At 70.0% G+C, this 18,952-nt stretch carries 14 protein-coding genes; 13 read left to right on the forward strand and 1 reads right to left on the reverse strand.

Going from position 1 to position 18,952, the window contains the following annotated elements; translation table 11 throughout:
- Positions 1–40: 40 nt before the first annotated feature.
- A complete protein-coding gene (locus ACFYY7_RS01205; RefSeq protein ID WP_388655591.1) occupies positions 41–1,033 on the reverse strand; it encodes a hypothetical protein in 993 nt (330 codons plus the stop codon).
- Positions 1,034–1,173: 140 nt separating this feature from the next.
- Between ACFYY7_RS01205 and ACFYY7_RS01210 the strand changes: the two genes are divergently transcribed.
- The 13 genes from ACFYY7_RS01210 (at position 1,174) to ACFYY7_RS01270 (ending at position 18,727) form a co-directional block, all read left to right on the forward strand.
- A complete protein-coding gene (locus tag ACFYY7_RS01210) occupies positions 1,174–3,795 on the forward strand; it encodes a valine--tRNA ligase (RefSeq protein WP_388655593.1) in 2,622 nt (873 codons plus the stop codon).
- A gap of 141 nt (positions 3,796–3,936) precedes the next feature.
- Entirely contained in the window at positions 3,937–5,469 is a 1,533-nt protein-coding gene (locus ACFYY7_RS01215) for a bifunctional folylpolyglutamate synthase/dihydrofolate synthase (RefSeq protein WP_388655595.1), read from the forward strand.
- A 3-nt stretch (positions 5,470–5,472) separates the two neighbouring features.
- Complete coding sequence (locus tag ACFYY7_RS01220) at positions 5,473–5,832, forward strand: DUF4233 domain-containing protein (protein ID WP_388655597.1); 360 nt, start codon at positions 5,473–5,475, stop codon at positions 5,830–5,832.
- Between the two features lie 97 nt (positions 5,833–5,929).
- Positions 5,930–6,343: a nucleoside-diphosphate kinase gene (gene ndk / locus ACFYY7_RS01225; RefSeq protein WP_266733065.1), complete on the forward strand. Its 414-nt coding sequence runs from the start codon at positions 5,930–5,932 to the stop codon at positions 6,341–6,343.
- Between the two features lie 292 nt (positions 6,344–6,635).
- On the forward strand, positions 6,636–7,655 hold the full coding sequence (locus ACFYY7_RS01230) for a rod shape-determining protein (RefSeq protein WP_317860288.1): 1,020 nt from the start codon (positions 6,636–6,638) through the stop codon (positions 7,653–7,655).
- 194 nt (positions 7,656–7,849) lie between these two features.
- Positions 7,850–8,902, forward strand: coding sequence for a rod shape-determining protein MreC (gene mreC / locus ACFYY7_RS01235; RefSeq protein ID WP_388655600.1), 1,053 nt, complete (start codon positions 7,850–7,852; stop codon positions 8,900–8,902).
- Between the two features lie 11 nt (positions 8,903–8,913).
- Positions 8,914–9,576 (forward strand): rod shape-determining protein MreD, encoded by a 663-nt coding sequence (gene mreD / locus ACFYY7_RS01240; protein ID WP_388655602.1) that lies wholly within the window; start codon positions 8,914–8,916, stop codon positions 9,574–9,576.
- Between the two features lie 61 nt (positions 9,577–9,637).
- Positions 9,638–11,803 (forward strand): penicillin-binding protein 2, encoded by a 2,166-nt coding sequence (mrdA, locus tag ACFYY7_RS01245; protein WP_388655603.1) that lies wholly within the window; start codon positions 9,638–9,640, stop codon positions 11,801–11,803.
- Positions 11,803–12,993 carry a rod shape-determining protein RodA gene (gene rodA, locus ACFYY7_RS01250; protein ID WP_388655605.1) on the forward strand — a complete coding sequence of 397 codons (1,191 nt, stop codon included), beginning with the start codon at positions 11,803–11,805 and terminating at the stop codon, positions 12,991–12,993. The genes mrdA and rodA overlap by 1 nt, the downstream gene beginning before the upstream one ends.
- Before the next feature lie 51 nt (positions 12,994–13,044).
- Positions 13,045–14,589: a CHAD domain-containing protein gene (locus ACFYY7_RS01255; RefSeq protein WP_388655607.1), complete on the forward strand. Its 1,545-nt coding sequence runs from the start codon at positions 13,045–13,047 to the stop codon at positions 14,587–14,589.
- 50 nt (positions 14,590–14,639) lie between these two features.
- Complete coding sequence (locus ACFYY7_RS01260) at positions 14,640–16,565, forward strand: TIGR03960 family B12-binding radical SAM protein (RefSeq protein WP_388655609.1); 1,926 nt, start codon at positions 14,640–14,642, stop codon at positions 16,563–16,565.
- Positions 16,566–16,658: 93 nt separating this feature from the next.
- On the forward strand, positions 16,659–17,822 hold the full coding sequence (locus tag ACFYY7_RS01265; protein WP_388655611.1) for a hypothetical protein: 1,164 nt from the start codon (positions 16,659–16,661) through the stop codon (positions 17,820–17,822).
- 122 nt (positions 17,823–17,944) lie between these two features.
- Entirely contained in the window at positions 17,945–18,727 is a 783-nt protein-coding gene (locus ACFYY7_RS01270) for a TIGR03936 family radical SAM-associated protein (RefSeq protein ID WP_388655613.1), read from the forward strand.
- Positions 18,728–18,952: the final 225 nt, after the last annotated feature.

The raw sequence follows: 18,952 nt of genomic DNA on the forward strand, positions 1-18,952 counted from the left end.
AACTGGCGGGCGCCCCTTCCGTGTTGTGGGTGCTCGGTGATTACCCCTTGACGCGGATTTCGTTGCGGAGATCTGTCGTGATCTTGACCGCGGTGTCCTTGTCCATGGGCTTGGTGGCGTCGCCCGGGGACACCATCGCCATGGTGCTGTAGTCGGCCCACGCGCAGAACCAGTCGGTCTTCTGCTTCTTGGTCTTCATGTCCTGGCCCGCGGCGGCCTGGCATTTCATGATGCCGTTGAAGCCGGAGGGAGACACCTGCTCCGGCTCGCCGACGAGTTCGGTCGTCTTCTCTCCATCCTCGGAGGCGCCCTTCTTCAGAGAGACGAAGAACTTGTCCAGCGCCTTGGCCGGATCGCTGATCTTGCCGTACGCACCGAGATAAGTGATGCCCTTCGCCGTCAGCACGTCGGACGGCATGCTGCTCGGGTCGTTGGGGTCGACCTTGCTGAGGTCCGCCGTCGAGTAGATTCCGGTGACGGTCTTGCCGTTCTCGATGCCGCTGGACGTCAGTTCCTTCGTGGTCTTGTCGTCCTGCTTCTGGTTCGCGCCGTCCGCGCCGAAGCGGTTGTACTCGCCCAGCACCGTCTTAGGGGTCGTCAGCGTGTGCGGCCCGTCGTCGCTGAGACCGCCGCCCCCCGACGTCAGGAAGTACACGCCGCCTCCGATGACCGCCAGCGCCACGACCACGCCGCCGATGATCAGGCCGGTCTTCTTCTTCGGCTGTGCCGGGGGCATCGGCATCGTGCCGTAGGCGGGCTGGCCGCCGTACGGGGGAGTGGGGGGCTGCTGCCCGTAGGGGCCGGGCTGCTGGGGCTGCTGCTGCGGGTAGCCGTAGCCCTGCTGCTGCGGCGGGACACCCTGGGGAGCTTGCTGGGGGTAGCCGTAACCGGGCTGGCCCTGCGGGGGCTGCTGGCCATACGGGCCCGGCTGCTGGCCGTACGGTCCGGGCTGGCCCTGCGGCGGGCCACCGTAGGGTCCGGGCTGGCCCTGGGGCTGCTGGCCGCCGTACGGGCCCGGCTGGTTGTAGCTCATCTGCGGTGTCCCCTGTTCGTGATGCTTATGCGTTCCGAACATCCTGGCGGAAGCGTCGCCCGGATGGAGCACCGGGAGTCACACCGTTACTGAACAAACCGGTTTCAGTGCATCGCTGTGACGCCCCTAAACTGTCCCCCGTGACCGAGAACACTCAGCAGACGCCAGCCAGCAACCCCGAACTGCCGACCCAGTACGCACCGGCCGAGGTAGAGGGGAAGCTGTATGAGCGCTGGGTAGAACGGGGTTACTTCGAAGCCGACGAGCACAGCGAGAAGCCGCCGTACTCCATCGTCATCCCGCCGCCGAACGTCACGGGCAGCCTGCACCTCGGGCACGCCTTCGAGCACACGCTGATCGACGCCCTCGTCCGCCGCAAGCGCATGCAGGGCTTCGAGGCGCTCTACCAGCCCGGCATGGACCACGCCGGCATCGCCACCCAGAACGTCGTCGAGCGCGAGCTCGGCAAGGAGGGCAAGTCCCGCCACGACCTGGGCCGCGAGGGCTTCGTCGAGCGCGTCTGGAAGTGGAAGAACGAGTCCGGCGGCCAGATCTCCGGCCAGATGCGCCGGCTCGGCGAGGGCGTCGCCTGGTCCCGTGAGCGCTTCACCATGGACGAGGGCCTGTCCACCGCCGTCCAGACCATCTTCAAGCGGATGTACGACGACGGTCTGATCTACCGCGCCGAGCGCATCATCAACTGGTGCCCGCGCTGTCTGACCGCGATCTCGGACATCGAGGTCGAGTACCAGGACGACGACGGCGAGCTCGTCTCCATGACGTACGGGGAGGGCGACGACACCATCGTCGTCGCGACGACCCGCGCCGAGACGATGCTCGGTGACACCGCCGTCGCCGTCCACCCCGACGACGAGCGCTACAAGCACCTCATCGGCCGGCAGATCAAGCTGCCGCTGACCGACCGCACGATCCCCGTCGTCGCCGACCACCACGTCGACCCGGAGTTCGGTACCGGCGCCGTCAAGGTCACCCCCGCCCACGACCCGAACGACTTCGAGATCGGCAAGCGCCACGACCTGCCGTTCCTCACGGTCATGGACGAGCGCGCGGTCATCACCGTCCCCGGTCCGTTCGAGGGCCTCGACCGGCTGGAGGCCCGTTCCGCGATCGTCGGCGCGCTGCGCGCCGAGGGCCGGATCGTCGCCGAGAAGCGTCCGTACGTCCACTCCGTCGGCCACTGCTCGCGCTGCAAGACCACCATCGAGCCGCGCCTCTCCCTCCAGTGGTGGGTCAAGGTCGCCCCGCTCGCCAAGGCGGCCGGTGACGCCGTCCGCGACGGCAAGGTCAAGATCCACCCGCAGGAGATGGAGAAGCGGTACTTCGACTGGGTCGACAACCTCCACGACTGGACGATCTCGCGCCAGCTCTGGTGGGGTCACCGCATTCCCGTCTGGTACGGCCCGAACGGCGAGGTCGTCTGCGTCGGACCGGACGACGAGGCCCCCACCGGTGAGGGCTGGAGGCAGGACAACGACGTCCTGGACACCTGGTTCTCCTCCGGCCTGTGGCCGTTCTCCACGCTCGGCTGGCCCGAACAGACCGACAGCCTCGCGAAGTTCTACCCGAACTCCGTCCTGGTCACCGGCTACGACATCCTCTTCTTCTGGGTCGCCCGGATGATGATGTTCGGCCTGTACGTCAACGACGGCGTTCCGCCGTTCGAGACCATCGTCCTGCACGGCATGGTCCGCGACGAGCACGGCAAGAAGATGTCGAAGTCCTTCGGCAACGTCGTCAACCCGCTGGACTGGATGGACAAGTACGGCTCCGACGCGCTGCGCTTCACGCTGGCGCGCGGCGCCAACCCCGGCGTCGACGTCCCGATCGGCGAGGAGTGGGTCCAGGGATCCGCCAAGTTCGCCAACAAGATCTGGAACGCCACCCGCTTCGCGCTGATGAACGGCGCGACGATCGAGGGCGAACTGCCGTCCGCCGACGAGATGTCGGTGACCGACCGCTGGATCCTGTCCCGGCTGGGCAAGACCGTCGCCGAAGTCGACGCGTACTACGACGACTTCCAGTTCTCCAAGCTCAGCGAGGCGCTGCGGCACTTCGCCTGGGACGAGGTCTTCGACTGGTACGTCGAGCTCTCCAAGACCACCTTCTTCGCGGGCGGCCGGCCGGCCGAGGTCTCGGGCCGGGTCCTCGGCGAGGTCCTCGACGTGATGCTGCGTCTGCTGCACCCGGTCGTCCCGTTCGTCACGGAGACCCTCTGGACGGCGCTCACCGGCCGGGAGTCCGTCGTCATCGCCGACTGGCCGAAGGACTCCGGCTTCCGCGACGACGCCGCCGAGCAGGAGATCGCGCTCGTCCAGCAGGTCGTCACCGAGGTCCGCCGGTTCCGCTCCGACCAGGGCCTGCAGCCCGGCCAGAAGGTCCCGGCCGAGCTCACCCTGACCGGTACGCCGCTCGCCCCGCACGAGGCGGCCATCCGCCAGCTACTGCGGCTCCAGCCCGCCGAGGAGGGCTTCCACGCCACCGCGTCGCTGCCCGTCGCGGGGGCCACGGTCGCGCTCGACCTCTCCGGCACCATCGACGTCGAGGCGGAGCGCAAGCGCCTGACGAAGGACCTGGGCGCCGCCGAGAAGGAGAAGGCCCAGGCGGCCGGCAAGCTCTCCAACGAGGCGTTCCTCGGCAAGGCCCCGGACAACGTGGTCGACAAGATCCGCGGCCGGCTCGCCAAGGCCGAGGCCGACATCGAACGGATCTCCGGTCAGCTGGCGAACCTGCCGCAGAGCTGATCCCCTGAGCACGGAGCCCCCGTCCCCCTGACCGACCAGGGGGACGGGGGCTTCGCTCTTTCCGCCGGTATCCGGCCTCCGGTATTCGCCCCGCCACCGGGCGCTGCGCGCGATGTCCGTGCCCATCCGTAGACTGGCCCCGTGAGTGAGCCCCGCCCTTCCGACCGGCACGACGACTCCGATCCCGACGAGACCTTCGCGGAGATCGTCGACGAAGAGACCCAGCGCGACCCCGACCTGGCGGTGATCGAGGCCGGGAGCCGCACGCTGCGCACCCGCTCCGGACCGCCGCAGGGCGACGAGGTCCCCGCCCGCCCCGCCGATCCCGAGGTGGACAAGGCGCTGCGCGCCGTGGAGCAGGAGCTCGCCGGACGCTGGGGCGAGACCAAACTGGAGCCCTCCGTCACGCGCATCGCCGCGCTGATGGACGTGCTCGGCGAGCCGCAGCGCGCGTACCCCTCGATCCACATCACCGGGACCAACGGCAAGACGAGCACGGCCCGCATGATCGAGGCGCTGCTCGGCGCCTTCGACCTGCGTACCGGCCGCTACACCTCGCCGCACGTCCAGTCGATCACCGAGCGGATCAGCCTGGACGGCTCCCCGATGGACCCCGAGCGGTTCATCGAGGCGTACCAGGACATCAAGCCGTACGTGGAGATGGTCGACGCCCAGCAGCCGTACCGGCTCTCCTTCTTCGAGGTGCTGACGGGCATGGCCTACGCGGCCTTCGCCGACACGCCGGTCGACGTCGCGGTCGTCGAGGTCGGCATGGGCGGCAGCTGGGACGCGACCAACGTCATCGACTCCTCGGTCGCCGTCGTCACCCCCATCTCGCTGGACCACACCGACCGGCTGGGCACCACGCCCGCCGAGATCGCCGGCGAGAAGGCCGGGATCATCAAGCAGGGCGCCACGGTCATCCTGGCCCAGCAGCCGGTCGACGCCGCGCAGGTCATGCTGAAGAAGGCCGTCGAGGTCGATGCCACGGTGGCCCGCGAGGGCATGGAGTTCGGCGTCGTCTCGCGCGAGATCGCCGTCGGCGGGCAGCTGCTGACGCTGCGCGGCCTGGGCGGTGCGGCCACCGAGTACACAGAGATCTTCCTCCCGCTCTACGGCGCCCACCAGGCGCACAACGCGGCGGTGGCGCTCGCCGCGGTGGAGGCGTTCTTCGGGATCGGCGCCGAGCAGCCCGGCTCGCTCGACCACGAAACGGTCCGCCGGGCGTTCGCCTCGGTGGTCTCCCCGGGCCGCCTCGAAGTCGTCCGCTCCAGCCCCACCGTCGTCCTGGACGCGGCGCACAACCCGGCGGGCGCCCGCGCCACCGCAGACGGGCTCTCCGAGGCGTTCGGCTTCTCCCGGCTGATCGGTGTCGTCGGCACCAGCTCCGACAAGGACGTCAAGGGGCTCCTCGAAGCCTTCGAGCCGATCTTCGCCGAGGTCGTCATCACGCAGAACTCCAGCGGCCGCGCGATGGACGTCGACGAACTCGCCGCCGTCGCGGTCGAGGTCTTCGGCGAGGACCGCGTCCAGGTGGAGCCACGCCTGGATGATGCCCTGGAGGCGGCGATCACCCTCGCCGAGGAAGAGGACGAGTACGCGGGCGCCGGGGTGCTGGTGACCGGTTCCGTGATCACGGTCGGCGAGGCCCGGCTGCTTCTGGGAAGGCGCTGACCGATGCGTACGCTCTGTGCATCCACGCTGATCGGCGAGTTCTTCGTGATCGGCTTCGCCGGACTCGTCGCGATGAAGTCCGACGACCTGACCGGTGCCACGGTCTGGACGGTCTGCGGCATCGGCATGCTGCTCTCCGTGCTGCTCTGCGGGATGGTCACCCGCCCCGGTGGCATACAGCTCGGCTGGGTGCTGCAGATCGCCCTGGTGCTGAGCGGCTTCGTCGTCCCGATGATGTTCATCCTCGGCGTGGTCTTCGCAGGTCTGTGGTGGGCCTCGGTGTACTACGGCCGCAAGATCGACGAGGCGAAGGCCCGCTGGGCGGCGGCGCAGGAAGCCGCCGAGGCGCCGGCGGGCGGCTGATGCGGTGCCCGGTGGCCAAACCCGGCCGCCGGGCCGTCCCCGTACCCCTGTAGCCTCGGGTTCACCGCACCCGCATGCCTGCAAGGAGCCGCACACCATGACCCAGCGCACCCTCGTTCTCCTCAAGCCCGACGCGGTCCGGCGCGGACTGGTCGGCGAGATCGTCGGGCGGATCGAGCGCAAGGCCGGCTGGCGGATCACCGCACTGGAGCTGCGCACCCTCGACCGCGCCACGCTGGAGCAGCACTACGCCGAGCACGTCGGCCGCCCGTTCTACGAGCCGCTCGTCGAGTTCATGCAGTCCGGCCCGATCGTGGCGCTGGTCGCCGAGGGCGAGCGGGTCATCGAGGGCGTCCGTACGCTGGCCGGCCCCACCGACCCGATCGCCGCCGCGCCCGGATCCATCCGCGGTGACTTCGGCACCATCACCCGGGAGAACCTCATCCACGCCTCGGACTCCGAGGAGTCCGCGGAGCGGGAACTGAAGCTCTTCTTCCCCGGACTCGTCTGATCCACGATCAGCCGAACAGCGCTCATGACCTGGGGCGACCGAATTAATTCGGTCGCCCTTCGGTATAGGGTCCGGGATCGCGGGAACGCATCCCTCCGACGTAACGTCACCTTGAGTGGAACGGCCACCCGTTCCGCCCACAATGGCGAAGGACCCTCGCGCGGTGTCCGCCGATGCGGCACTACGATGGAATCTTCCACGCCCGCAGCGCTCAGCTCGCCATCCAGAACAAGCCATATATCGCTTTCTCGGAAGGCCCGACGCATCCTCAATGGGGAACAAGGGGAAATCAATGTCGTTCATCGGCCGTGACATGGCTATCGACCTCGGGACTGCCAACACGCTGGTGTACGTCAGGGGGCGCGGCATCGTCCTGAACGAGCCGTCCGTCGTGGCCATCAACACCAACACCGGCGGCATCCTGGCGGTCGGTTCCGAGGCCAAGAAGATGATCGGGCGCACGCCGGGCAACATCGTTGCCGTGCGGCCCCTGAAGGACGGCGTGATCGCCGACTTCGAGATCACCGAGCGGATGCTCCGCTACTTCATCCTGAAGATCCACAAGCGCCGCTACCTGGCCCGCCCCCGGGTCGTCGTCTGCGTGCCCTCCGGCATCACCGGGGTCGAGCGACGCGCCGTCATCGAGGCGTCGACGCAGGCCGGTGCGCGCCAGGTGCACATCATCGAGGAGCCCATGGCCGCGGCCATCGGTTCCGGGCTGCCGGTCCACGAGGCCACCGGCAACATGGTCGTCGACATCGGCGGCGGCACCACCGAGGTCGCGGTCATCTCGCTGGGCGGAATCGTCACTGCCCAGTCGATCCGTGTCGCCGGCGACGAACTGGACAACGCGATCATCCAGCACGTCAAGAAGGAGTACTCGCTCCTCCTCGGCGAGCGCACCTCCGAACAGATCAAGATCACGATCGGTTCGGCGTACGACATGGACAAGGACGAGCACACCGAGATCCGCGGCCGCGACCTGGTCTCCGGGCTGCCCAAGACCGTGGTCATCTCGGCCGCCGAGGTCCGCAAGGCCATCGAGGAGCCGGTCAACGCGATCGTCGACGCCGTGAAGACCACGCTCGACAAGTGCCCGCCGGAGCTCTCCGGCGACGTCATGGACCGCGGCATCGTCCTCACCGGCGGCGGCGCGCTGCTGCGCGGACTGGACGAGCGGCTGCGCCGCGAGACCGGCATGCCGATCCACATCGCGGAGGACCCGCTGGACTCGGTGGCGCTCGGATCCGGCAAGTGCGTCGAGGAGTTCGAGGCGCTCCAGCAGGTCCTGGACGCCCAGCCCCGCAGGTGAACAAGCCCGCAGGTGGGCAACCCGTGGGCGAACCACCCCGCGGGTGAACAACCCGCAGGTGGACAGCCCCGCAGGTGAACCACCCGGCGGGTGGACAACACAGCGGTCCGCTGTACGGAACACTGCCGTTCCGTGCAGCCGATCGTTGATATACAGGCACGAACATTCCGACGAGGAAGGCACGGCCGCCGCACGTGAGGGACACACGAGAGAGCCGGCTGCTCCTGGTGCTGCTGATCGCCATCGCGTTCGCATTGATCACGGTGGACATCCGCGGGGGCGAGGAGTCACCGGTGGACGGCGCCCGGCGGGCCGCCGCAGCGGCCTTCGGGCCGGTGGAGAACGGCGTCGCGGCCGCCGTCGACCCGGTGGGCAACGCCATAGGGGCGGTACGCGACTCCGGTGAACGGCACAACCGGATCGCCCAGCTGGAACAGCAGAACGCCGCGCTCAAGACGAAGCTCGGCAGCGACGACCGCAACCGCAGCCGGGTCCGTGAACTGGACCGGCTGCTGAAGAATTCGGCCGCCGGCCAGTACGGCATCAAGGGCGCCGAGGTCATCGCCATAGGAGCGGCCCAGGGCTTCTCCTGGACGGTCACCATCGACGCGGGTTCCGACGACGGAATAAAGCGCGACATGACGGTCATCAACGGCGACGGGCTGGTCGGCCGGGTCACCACCGTCGGCCCGGACACCGCCACGGTGCTCCTCGCCAACGACCCCGACTTCACCGTCGGCACCCGCATGGAGAAGACCGACGAACTCGGCTTCGCCACCGGCCAGGGCTCCCAGCCGCTGTCCGTCCAGTTCCTCAACGGCAAGGCCAAGGTGAAGAAGGGCGACCGGCTCGTCACCTTCGGCTCCAGCAAGGACAAGCCCTTCGTGCCCGGCGTCCCGGTCGGCGAGGTCGTCCGGGTCGACCCGTCCGGCGGCGGCCTGACCCGTACCGTCTACGTCCGCCCGTACGTCGGCTTCACCAAGCTCGACATCGTCGGCGTCGTGGTCCAGGCCCCGCGCGAGGACCCCCGTGACATGGTCCTGCCGAAGCAGCCGGCCAAGCCCGCCAAGCCGAAGCCCACCCCCACCGTCACCGTCACCATCTCGCCCAACGGCGACATCGTCGACACCGAGGGGAACGTGGTCGGCAACATCCACGAGAGCCCGGATCCCAGCAACAGCCCGGACCCGAACGGCACTCCGGACGCCACACCGAACGCTGATAACGCGGTAGACGAGCAGAGGTAGAGCTGATTCCCATGCGCCTGAACCGGATTCTGCTCTCCACCGTCCTGGTCGTCGTCGCTCTCGTCGTCCAGGTCTCCGTGCTCGCCCGGCTCCAGCTCCCCGGCGCCGTGCCGGACCTGCTGCTCCTCGTGGTCCTCGCTCTCGCCTTCGTGTACGGGCACGTCAGCGGCGCCCTCATCGGCTTCGGCGCGGGACTCCTCGCCGACCTGGCACCGCCCGCCGACCACGCCGCCGGACGCTACGCACTGGTCCTCTGCGTCATCGGCTACCTCGCCGGGCTGGCGAAGCCGGAGAACGGGCAGCTGAAGTCGGCGATGGTCCCGATGATCGGGGTCGTCGCCGCGGCGATCGGCTCGACCCTGCTGTACGCGATGGTCGGCGCGCTCGTCGGGGACACGGCGGCCCGTCATGTCGGCCTCGGCAGCCTGCTGTTCACGGCGGCCGTCTACGACCTGCTCCTCGCCCCCTTCGTCGTACCGCTGGTCATGGCGATCGCCAGACGCACGGTGAACGACCCGCTCTCGGACGCCTCCGGCGGCGGCGACGTGGCCGCGGGCTGGCTCGCCGCCGGCACCGGACTGCGGATCGGCAGCCAGCGCGGCGGACTGCGCGTCAAGGCCGCCCGCAGCCGCGCGGCCCGCGCCGGACGGATCAAGGGGGTCAAGCGACTGTGAGACCGCACCGCAGGCGGGACAACGCGCGTACCTCCGGCCCGACCATCACCGGGGGCACCCCGTGACCAACATCCCCGAGACCGGCCGGACCCAGCGGGTCCAGATCCGTCTCATCGTCATCCAGGTCCTCGTCTTCTCCCTGCTGCTCACCCTCGGCGGACGCCTCTGGTACCTCCAGATCCGCAACGGCCAGGAGTACAGCGACGAGGCGAAGAACAACCACGTCCAGCAGGTCGTCCAGCCCGCCGTCCGCGGCTCCATCCTCGACGCGCGCGGTGTGCCGCTGGCCGACAACGAGACCCGTCTCGTCGTCTCCGCGAGCCGCACCGAGCTGATGAAGATGGACGACGACGGCAAGAGCGTCCTGACCCGGCTCGCCGGCGTCCTCGACATGAAGCCCAAGGAAGTCCTCGACAAGGTCCGGCTCTGCGACTCCAAAACGCCGCAGCCCTGCTGGAACGGCTCGCCGTACCAGCCGATCCCGGTCACCGACGAGGCCACCACCCAGCAGGCCCTCACGATCCGCGAACGCGCCGAGGACTTCCCCGGCATCACCGCCGAGCCCACCGCCGTACGCCGTTACGGGGAGCCCGGCAAGGCCAACACCGCCCAGGTCCTCGGCTACCTCTCGCCGGTCACCGACGAGGAGATCACCAAGGCCCAGGACACCGACTCGCCGTACCTCCGCTCCGACCAGGTCGGCCGCTCCGGCCTGGAGCGCACCTACGACAAGGAGCTGCGCGGCAAGGCCGGGGTCACCCGCTACGAGGTCGACAACCTCGGCCGGGTCATCGGCCAGGCGAAGAACGACAAGGCGGAACCCGGCTCCAGCGTCGTCACCTCCATCGACGCCCGGGTCCAGGCCGTCGCCGAGTACGAGCTCAACGAGGCCATGAAGACGGCCCGTAAGTCCTTCGACAAGAACACCGGCGAGAACTACAAGGCCGACTCCGGCGCCGTCGTCGTCATGGAGGCCAAGACCGGCCGCGTCGTCGCGATGGCCTCGCTGCCGAACTACGACCCCAACTCCTGGGTCGGCGGCATCTCCGCCAAGGACTACGCCAAGCTCACCGGCAAGAAGTCGAACTTCCCGCTGCTGAACCGGGCCATCCAGGGCCAGGCCGCCCCCGGCTCGATCTTCAAGGTCATCTCCTCGACCGCCGCGGTCAACGCCGGCTATCCCTTCGACGGCCACTACCCCTGCCCCAGCTCGTACAACGTCGGCGGGCAGACCTTCAAGAACTTCGAGTCCCAGGGCTACGGCGACATCACCATCGGCCGGGCCCTCGAAGTCTCCTGCGACACCGTGTACTACGGCATCGCGCACAAGGAGTGGCTGAAGGACGGCGGGATGACCCCGAAGAAGAACGCCAAGGACTGGTTCTACAGGACCGCCCACCAGTTCGGCCTCGGCAAGGAGACCGGCATCGACCTCCCCAACGAGGTCAGCGGCCGGGTCCCCGACCGCAAGTGGAAGCAGGACTTCTACAAGGCGAACAAGGACGCCTGGTGCAAGCAGGGCAAGAAGGGCGGTACGTACGTCGAGCAGATCGCGTACGAGAACTGCCTCGAAGGCGACAAGATGCGCGCCGGTGACTCCGTCAACTACTCGATCGGCCAGGGCGACACGCTCGTCACGCCGATCCAGATGGCCACCATCTACGCCGCGATCTCCAACGGCGGCACCCTGTACGACCCCACCGTCGGCAAGGCGATCGTCAGCGGCGACGGCAAGAGTGTCGAGGTGATCAAGCCCAACTCGCACGGCAAGCTGCCCTTCTCGCGCAAGACCCGCAACGAGATAGACGGTGCCCTCGCGGGAGTCGCGACCCGTGGTTCGGCCGCCTGGCGATTCGGCGGCTGGCCGCAGGACAAGATCCCGATGCACGCCAAGACGGGTACCGCCGAGGTCTACGGCAAGCAGACGACCTCCTGGTTCGCCACGTACACCAAGGACTACTCGATCGTCATGACGATCTCCCAGGGCGGTACGGGCTCCGGTGCGTCCGGGCCCGCCGTGCGCAACATCTACGACGCCCTCTACGGTCTCGACGACTCCGGCAAGCAGGACCTGAAGAAGGCGCTGCTGCCCACCCCGCAGAAGTCCCTGCCGAAGATCCAGCAGGACGGCTCGATCGACGCCCCGGAGACCAAGCCCTACAACCCGGACTCGCAGAAGACCCCGGAGGAACAGACCCTCGCCGCGGTGCTGGGGAGGCGTGACTGATGGCCGGCTTCTCCGTCCAGCGGTACGCCCCCGAGCGGTCCGCCTGGGGCAAACTCACCGCCCGCGACTCCGTCGTACGCAAACTCGACTGGCCGCTGCTCGGCTCTGCGATCGCGCTCTCCTTCATCGGCTCGCTGCTGGTCTACTCGGCGACCCGGGGACGTGACTCGCTCAACCACGGCGACCCGTACTACTTCCTCTTCCGGCACGCCCTCAACACCGGCATCGGCTTCGCCCTGATGGTCGGCACGATCTGGCTCGGCCACCGCACCCTGCGCGGCGCCGTCCCGATCCTCTACGGCCTCTCGGTGCTCCTGGTGCTCGCGGTGCTCACCCCGCTCGGCGCCACCGTCAACGGCGCCCACGCCTGGATCATCATCGGCGGCGGCTTCTCGCTCCAGCCGTCCGAGTTCACCAAGATCACCATCATCCTGATCATGGCGATGCTGCTCGCCGAGCGCGTCGACGCGGGCGACCAGCTCCATCCCGACCACCGGACCGTCGCCAAGGCCCTCGGCCTGGCGGCCGTCCCGATGGCCGTCGTCATGGGAATGCCGGACCTCGGCTCCGTGATGGTCATGGTCGTCATCGTGCTCGGCGTGCTCCTCGCCTCCGGCGCCTCCAACCGCTGGATCGCCGGGCTGCTCGGCGCGGGTGTGGCCGGCGCGATCGCGGTCTGGCAGCTCGGCCTGCTCGACGAGTACCAGATCGCCCGCTTCGCCGCCTTCGCCAACCCCGCGCTCGACCCGGCGGGCGTCGGCTACAACACCAACCAGGCCCGCATCGCGATCGGCTCCGGCGGCCTCCTGGGGACGGGCCTGTTCCACGGCACCCAGACCACCGGCCAGTTCGTCCCCGAGCAGCAGACCGACTTCGTCTTCACCGTCGCGGGCGAGGAGCTCGGCTTCCTCGGCGCCGGGCTGATCCTCGTCCTGCTCGGCGTCGTCCTGTGGCGCGCCTGCCGGATCGCCCGCGAGACGACCGAGCTGTACGGCACGATCGTCGCCGCCGGAATCATCGCCTGGTTCGCCTTCCAGGCCTTCGAGAACATCGGGATGACGCTGGGCATCATGCCGGTCGCCGGGCTCCCGCTGCCGTTCGTGTCGTACGGAGGGTCCTCGATGTTCGCCGTCTGGGTGGCCGTCGGGCTGCTCCAGTCGATCAGGGTGCAACGGCCGATAAGCGCCTGAGCCGGTACCGGAGCACTGCCCATTCGCGCACAAGGCGTCTAGATTCGGGTCATGGCGGACTCGAAGCGCGAGATCGAGCGGAAGTACGAAGCCACCGCGGACACCCGGCTCCCGGACCTGAGCCGGGTGGCCGGGGTCTTCGCCGTGGCCCACCGGGGCGTCACCGAACTGGACGCCGTCTACTACGACACCGAGGACCTCCGGCTCGCGGCGGACTCCCTCACCCTGCGCCGCCGCACCGGCGGGAGCGACGCCGGCTGGCACCTCAAGTTCCCGGTCGCCTCCGGCATCCGGGACGAGCTGCGAGAACCCCTCTCCGACACCCTGCCGCGCTCCTTCGCGGGGCTGCTGCGCTCCCGGGCCCGCGACCGCGGCCTCGTCCCCGTCGTCCGGCTGGTCTCCGCCCGCGACGTCCACCACCTGCTCGACGCCGAGGGCGCCCTGCTCGCCGAGGTCAGCGTCGACCGGGTGCGGGCCGAACGGCTGACGGCGGGCGCCGGTACGGCCGCCTGGACCGAGATCGAGGCGGAACTCGCGGACGACGGCGACCCCGCCTTCCTCGACGCCGTGGAGCGCCGGCTGCGCAAGGCCGGGATCCGCCCGTCCGCGTCCCCGTCCAAGCTGTCCAGGGCACTCGCCGAGACCGCGCCGACGCAGCGGAAGAGCCCGGCGGGCCGGGGGAAGAGCCCCGCGGGCAAGACCCGGCAGAAGACCACCGCGGGCGATCACGTCCTCGCGTACATCCGCCACCAGACCGAGGCGATCGTCGCCCTGGACCCCGCCGTGCGCCGCGACCTCCCCGACTCCGTGCACCAGATGCGGGTCGCCACCCGCAGGCTGCGCAGCGCGCTGCGGACGTACCGGAAGATCCTCGACCGCGACGCCACCGACCCGGTCGGCGCCGAGCTGAAATGGCTGGCCGCCGAGCTCGGCATCGACCGTGATCAGGAAGTGCTCGACGCCCGGCTGCGCGCCCGTCTCGCGGAACTGCCCCGCACCCTGGTCCTCGGCCCGGTCCGCGGCCGGCTCCGGATCTGGTCGGCGGCCACCCGCAACGGCTCCCGCCGCCGCACCGTCGCCGTGCTCGACGGGAAGCGGTACCTGGCCCTCCTGGAGAGCCTCGACGCCCTGCTCGCCGGCCCGCCCCTGCTGCCCGCCGCCGCACGCGCCCCCGGGCGCGAGCTGTCCCGCGCCGTGCTGAAGGAGTACGGGCGCCTCGCGGACCGGGCCGGCCGCGCCCTGGAGCTCCCGCCCGGCCACGACCGGGATCTGGCCGTGCACGAGGCCCGCAAGGCCGCCAAACGCGTCCGGTACGCGGCGGAGGCGGCCCGGCCCGCGCTCGGGAAGCCCGCCGGGCGGTTCGCCAAACGGATGAAGGCGGTCCAGAGCCTCCTCGGCGACCACCAGGACAGCGTGGTGGCCCGCGAGGCCCTGCGCACCCTGGCCGTCCAGGCGCACGCGGCGGGGGAGCCGGCCTTCACCTGGGGACTGCTGTACGGGCGGGAGGAGGCGGTCGCCGCGGCCCGGGAAAGGGAGCTGCCCGAGGTGTGGCGGCGGGCGTCACGGCCCCGCTTGCGGACGGCTCTGGAAGGCTGAGCATCGGGGTACGCTTGATGGTCACCCTTGCCGGCTCTCGAAAGTTCGCGATGTCTGTCGATTCGGTCTTCCCACAGCTCGAAGCTCTGCTCCCGCATGTGCAGAAGCCCATCCAGTACGTCGGCGGTGAGCTGAACTCCACCGTCAAGCCGTGGGACGAATGCGACGTCCGCTGGGCCCTGATGTACCCGGACGCGTACGAGGTCGGGCTCCCCAACCAGGGCGTCATGATCCTCTACGAGGTACTCAACGAGCGCCAGGGCGTGCTTGCCGAGCGCACCTACAGCGTGTGGCCGGACCTCGAAGAGCTGATGCGCGAGCACAAGGTCCCGCAGTTCACCGTGGACAGCCACCGCCCGGTCAAGGCGTTCGACGTCTTCGGGCTGAGCTTCTCCACCGAGCTCGGCTACACCAACATGCTCACGGCACTGGACCTCGCGGGCATCCCGCTGGAGGCCCGGAACCGCACCATCGACGACCCGATCGTCCTCGCGGGCGGCCACGCCGCGTTCAACCCCGAGCCGATCGCCGAGTTCATCGACTGTGCGGTCATCGGCGACGGCGAGCAGGCCGTCCTGGAGATCACCGAGATCATCCGCGCCTGGAAGGCCGAGGGCCGCCCCGGCGGCCGCGAGGGGGTGCTCTTCCGCCTCGCGAGGACCGGCGGCGTGTACGTCCCGGGCTTCTACGACGTCGAGTACCTCCCGGACGGCCGCATCGGCCGCGTCGTGCCGAACAAGTCGGGCGTGCCGTGGCGGGTCTCCAAGCACACCGTCATGGACCTCGACGAGTGGCCGTACCCGAAGCAGCCCCTCGTTCCGCTCGCCGAGACCGTCCACGAGCGGATGTCCGTCGAGATCTTCCGCGGCTGCACCCGCGGCTGCCGTTTCTGCCAGGCCGGCATGATCACGCGCCCCGTGCGGGAGCGAAGCATCACCGGCATCGGCGAGATGGTCGAGAAGGGTCTCAAGGCGACCGGCTTCGAGGAGGTCGGCCTGCTCTCGCTCTCCTCCGCCGACCACACCGAGATCGGCGAGATCGCCAAGGGCCTCGCCGACCGCTACACCGAGGACAAGATCGGCCTCTCGCTGCCGTCCACCCGCGTCGACGCGTTCAACGTGGACCTGGCCAACGAGCTGACCCGCAACGGCCGCCGCTCCGGTCTCACCTTCGCCCCCGAGGGCGGCTCCGAGCGGATGCGCAAGGTCATCAACAAGATGGTCTCCGAAGAGGACCTCATCCGTACCGTCGCCACCGCGTACGGCAACGGCTGGCGCCAGGTGAAGCTGTACTTCATGTGCGGCCTGCCCACCGAGACCGACGAGGACGTCCTCCAGATCGGCGACATGGCGGTCAACGTGATCGCCAAGGGCCGCGAGGTCTCCGGCCAGAACGACATCCGCTGCACCGTCTCCATCGGCGGCTTCGTGCCCAAGCCGCACACCCCGTTCCAGTGGGCCCCGCAGCTGAGCGCCGAGGAGACCGACGCCCGGCTCACCAAGCTCCGCGACAAGATCCGCGGCGACAAGAAGTACGGCCGCTCCATCGGCTTCCGCTACCACGACGGCAAGCCCGGCATCGTCGAGGGCCTGCTCTCGCGCGGTGACCGCCGCGTCGGCTCCGTCATCCGCGCGGTCTACGAGTCCGGCGGCCGCTTCGACGGCTGGCGCGAGCACTTCAGCTACGACCGCTGGATGACCGCCGCCGAGAAGACGCTGCCCGAGTACGGCGTGGACGTCGACTGGTACACCACCCGCGAGCGGAGCTACGAGGAGGTCCTGCCCTGGGACCACCTGGACTCCGGCCTCGACAAGGACTGGCTCTGGGAGGACTGGCAGGACTCGCTCGACGAGACCGAGGTCGAGGACTGCCGCTGGACCCCGTGCTTCGACTGCGGCGTCTGCCCGCAGATGGACACCAGCATCCAGATCGGCCCGACCGGCAAGAAGCTGCTGCCGCTCACGGTCGTGAAGTAGCCGGCCGCCGCGGGCGCGTCCCCGCGGGTGACAGCTGAGTGACGAAGGCCCGGCCCGGGAAACCCCCGGCCGGGCCTTCGCGTCGTTCACGGCATGGACTACGGCAAGCACCGGGCCCCGGCGGAGTACCGAGCCGACGAGGGCTGCCTGACCCTGCTGATCCGGATCCCGGTCCGGATCGTGGTGCTGGTGGTCGTCCTTCCCGTACGGATGGCCTGGGACGCCCTGGTGGTGACGGCCCGCGCCGCCCACCGGACGCTGCTGCGCCCGCTGGGCCGCGCCCTGGTCCGGCTGTACGAGCCGGTGCTCGTCCCGCTCGGCCATGCGCTGATGTGGCTGGCCGCGGCGGTCTTCGTGTGGCCGTGGGTCGCGCTCTGGCGGTATGCGCTGGTGCCGGGGGTGCGGTACGGGCTGGTGGTGCCGGTGGTGTGGCTGTACGAGTCGGTGCTCACCCCGGTCGGGCACGGGCTGCGGTGGGCGTACCGGGAGCTGCTCGCACCTGCGGGACGCGGGATCCGCCGGGCCGTCGGCCGGGTGCTCCTCGCCCTGGTCGTGCTGCCGGTGACCGGGCTGTGGCGGTACGTCCTGGTACCCCTCGGGCACGGTGCCGCCTGGCTGGTCGAGCACCTGGTCGTACGGCCGCTGCGGTGGCTGTACCGGGAAGTGCTCACCCCGCTCGGCCACGGCGCCGCCTGGCTGCTCGACCAGTCGGCGCGTGGAATCGCGGCCATCGGGACCGGGCTGTGGACGGCGGCGGTGTGGCTGGTCAGGACGCTGCTGGTCGCGCCGCTTCACTGGCTGCACCGGCGGCTCCTTTCCCCGCTGGGCCGGGAGATCGCCGCCGCGTTCGGCATCGCCTGGCAGGTCGCGGGGTACATCGCGCGGGCCGTCGGCCGGGCCATCGCCTGGCTGGCCCGGCATCTGGTCGGGGCGCCGGTGGCCTGGGCCTACCGCACGGCCTGCACACCGGTGGGCCATTTCCTGCGCGATCGGATCTGGGCCCCGGCCGGGCGGGCCGCCGCCGAGGCGGGACGCGTGGCCCGGTCGGCGCTGCGCTCGGCGGGCGAGACCGTACGCCAGGCACGCCGCGATGCGTGGCGGGCCCTGGTCGGTGGTGCCCGGGAGCCCGAGCCCCGGGAACTGGGGAGGCGTGTTACGCGTAGGCTGGGTGGTACGCAACAAACAACGACTGTGCCCAGCGCGGCGCCCGAACCAGAGATCTCCTCGCCCGGAGAGAAAGAAGCCGAGCGGGGGTGAGCCGGACCGGACGCCCCGGGCCACCCGCATTTCGAGGGCGGCGCCCCACCGCGTCCGCCCCGCACCGAGGAGAAGAACCACTGGGCAAGCGACAGCCCGAAGGCCCGCCGCCCGCACCGGCAGTGCAGCGCATCCGACTGCGCTACACCAAGCGCGGCCGCCTCCGGTTCACCAGTCACCGTGACTTCCAGCGCGCCTTCGAGCGGGCACTGCGCCGCTCCGAGGTGCCCATGGCCTACTCGGCAGGGTTCACCCCGCACCCGAAGGTGTCGTACGCCAACGCCGCCCCGACCGGCACGGGCAGTGAGGCCGAGTTCCTGGAGATCGCCCTCACCGAGGCCCGCGATCCGGCCGTCCTGCGGGACCTGCTCAACGACTCGCTGCCGGACGGTCTCGACATCACCGACGCCGTGGAGGCCCGTACCTCGGGTCTCGCCGACCGGCTGACCGCCTCCGTCTGGGAGCTCCGTCTCGACGGTGTCGCCGTGGCGGACGCGGCCGAGGCCGTGGCCGCGTTCAACGGGGCGGAGACCGTCGAGGTCCAGCGCCGCGCCAAGAACGGCATGCGCACCTTCGACGCCCGCGCCGCCGTGGTCGACCTGCAGGCCCTTGATCCACAGGCTGATAGGCCCGAGGACAGGCCCTGTGCGATACTGCGGCTGGTTGTTCGGCACGTGACACCTGCCGTGCGACCTGACGACGTCCTGTCCGGTCTCCGCGTTGTGGCCGACCTGGCGCCGCCGGTCCCCGCAGCGGTGACCAGGCTGGCGCAGGGGCTCTTCGACGAGGAGTCCGGCACGGTGACCGACCCGCTCGCGCCCGACCGCGAGGCAGCCCCGGCCGCTCCATCAGCGGCCACCGGGACCGCCGTCGCGACGGCGCCGGAAGGTACAGGTTCCGCGTAAGGCGGTCGTTGCAGCGCAGCCTCCGACTCGGGAGCCTTCCGGTTCGGGCCGCGCGATGACCCATAAGACTTTCGCCAGGCCGTACGCACCACGCGTACGGAACCGGCGAGCCAGACATTGAGTTCCCGTGCGGCGCCCGCGCCCCGGACGGCGGAGCCGCGTACATCACGCGGACCGTGCCGGACCGGAACCAGGCGCGGCGCCCGGGAGCCTGACGGGAGAACC

Origin of the sequence: Streptomyces sp. NPDC001933, assembly GCF_042890955.1 — a bacterium.
In the GTDB taxonomy this organism is placed as follows: domain Bacteria; phylum Actinomycetota; class Actinomycetes; order Streptomycetales; family Streptomycetaceae; genus Streptomyces.

Bases quoted from the DNA above. Each gene is read 5' to 3' on its own strand.
- ACFYY7_RS01205 (WP_388655591.1), bottom strand. From the start codon at position 1,033: ATGAGCTACAACCAGCCGGGCCCGTACGGCGGCCAGCAGCCCCAGGGC.
- ACFYY7_RS01220 (WP_388655597.1), top strand. From the start codon at position 5,473: ATGCGTACGCTCTGTGCATCCACGCTGATCGGCGAGTTCTTCGTGATC.
- ndk (WP_266733065.1), top strand. From the start codon at position 5,930: ATGACCCAGCGCACCCTCGTTCTCCTCAAGCCCGACGCGGTCCGGCGC.
- ACFYY7_RS01230 (WP_317860288.1), top strand. From the start codon at position 6,636: ATGTCGTTCATCGGCCGTGACATGGCTATCGACCTCGGGACTGCCAAC.
- mreD (WP_388655602.1), top strand. From the start codon at position 8,914: ATGCGCCTGAACCGGATTCTGCTCTCCACCGTCCTGGTCGTCGTCGCT.
- rodA (WP_388655605.1), top strand. From the start codon at position 11,803: ATGGCCGGCTTCTCCGTCCAGCGGTACGCCCCCGAGCGGTCCGCCTGG.
- ACFYY7_RS01255 (WP_388655607.1), top strand. From the start codon at position 13,045: ATGGCGGACTCGAAGCGCGAGATCGAGCGGAAGTACGAAGCCACCGCG.
- ACFYY7_RS01260 (WP_388655609.1), top strand. From the start codon at position 14,640: ATGTCTGTCGATTCGGTCTTCCCACAGCTCGAAGCTCTGCTCCCGCAT.
- ACFYY7_RS01265 (WP_388655611.1), top strand. From the start codon at position 16,659: ATGGACTACGGCAAGCACCGGGCCCCGGCGGAGTACCGAGCCGACGAG.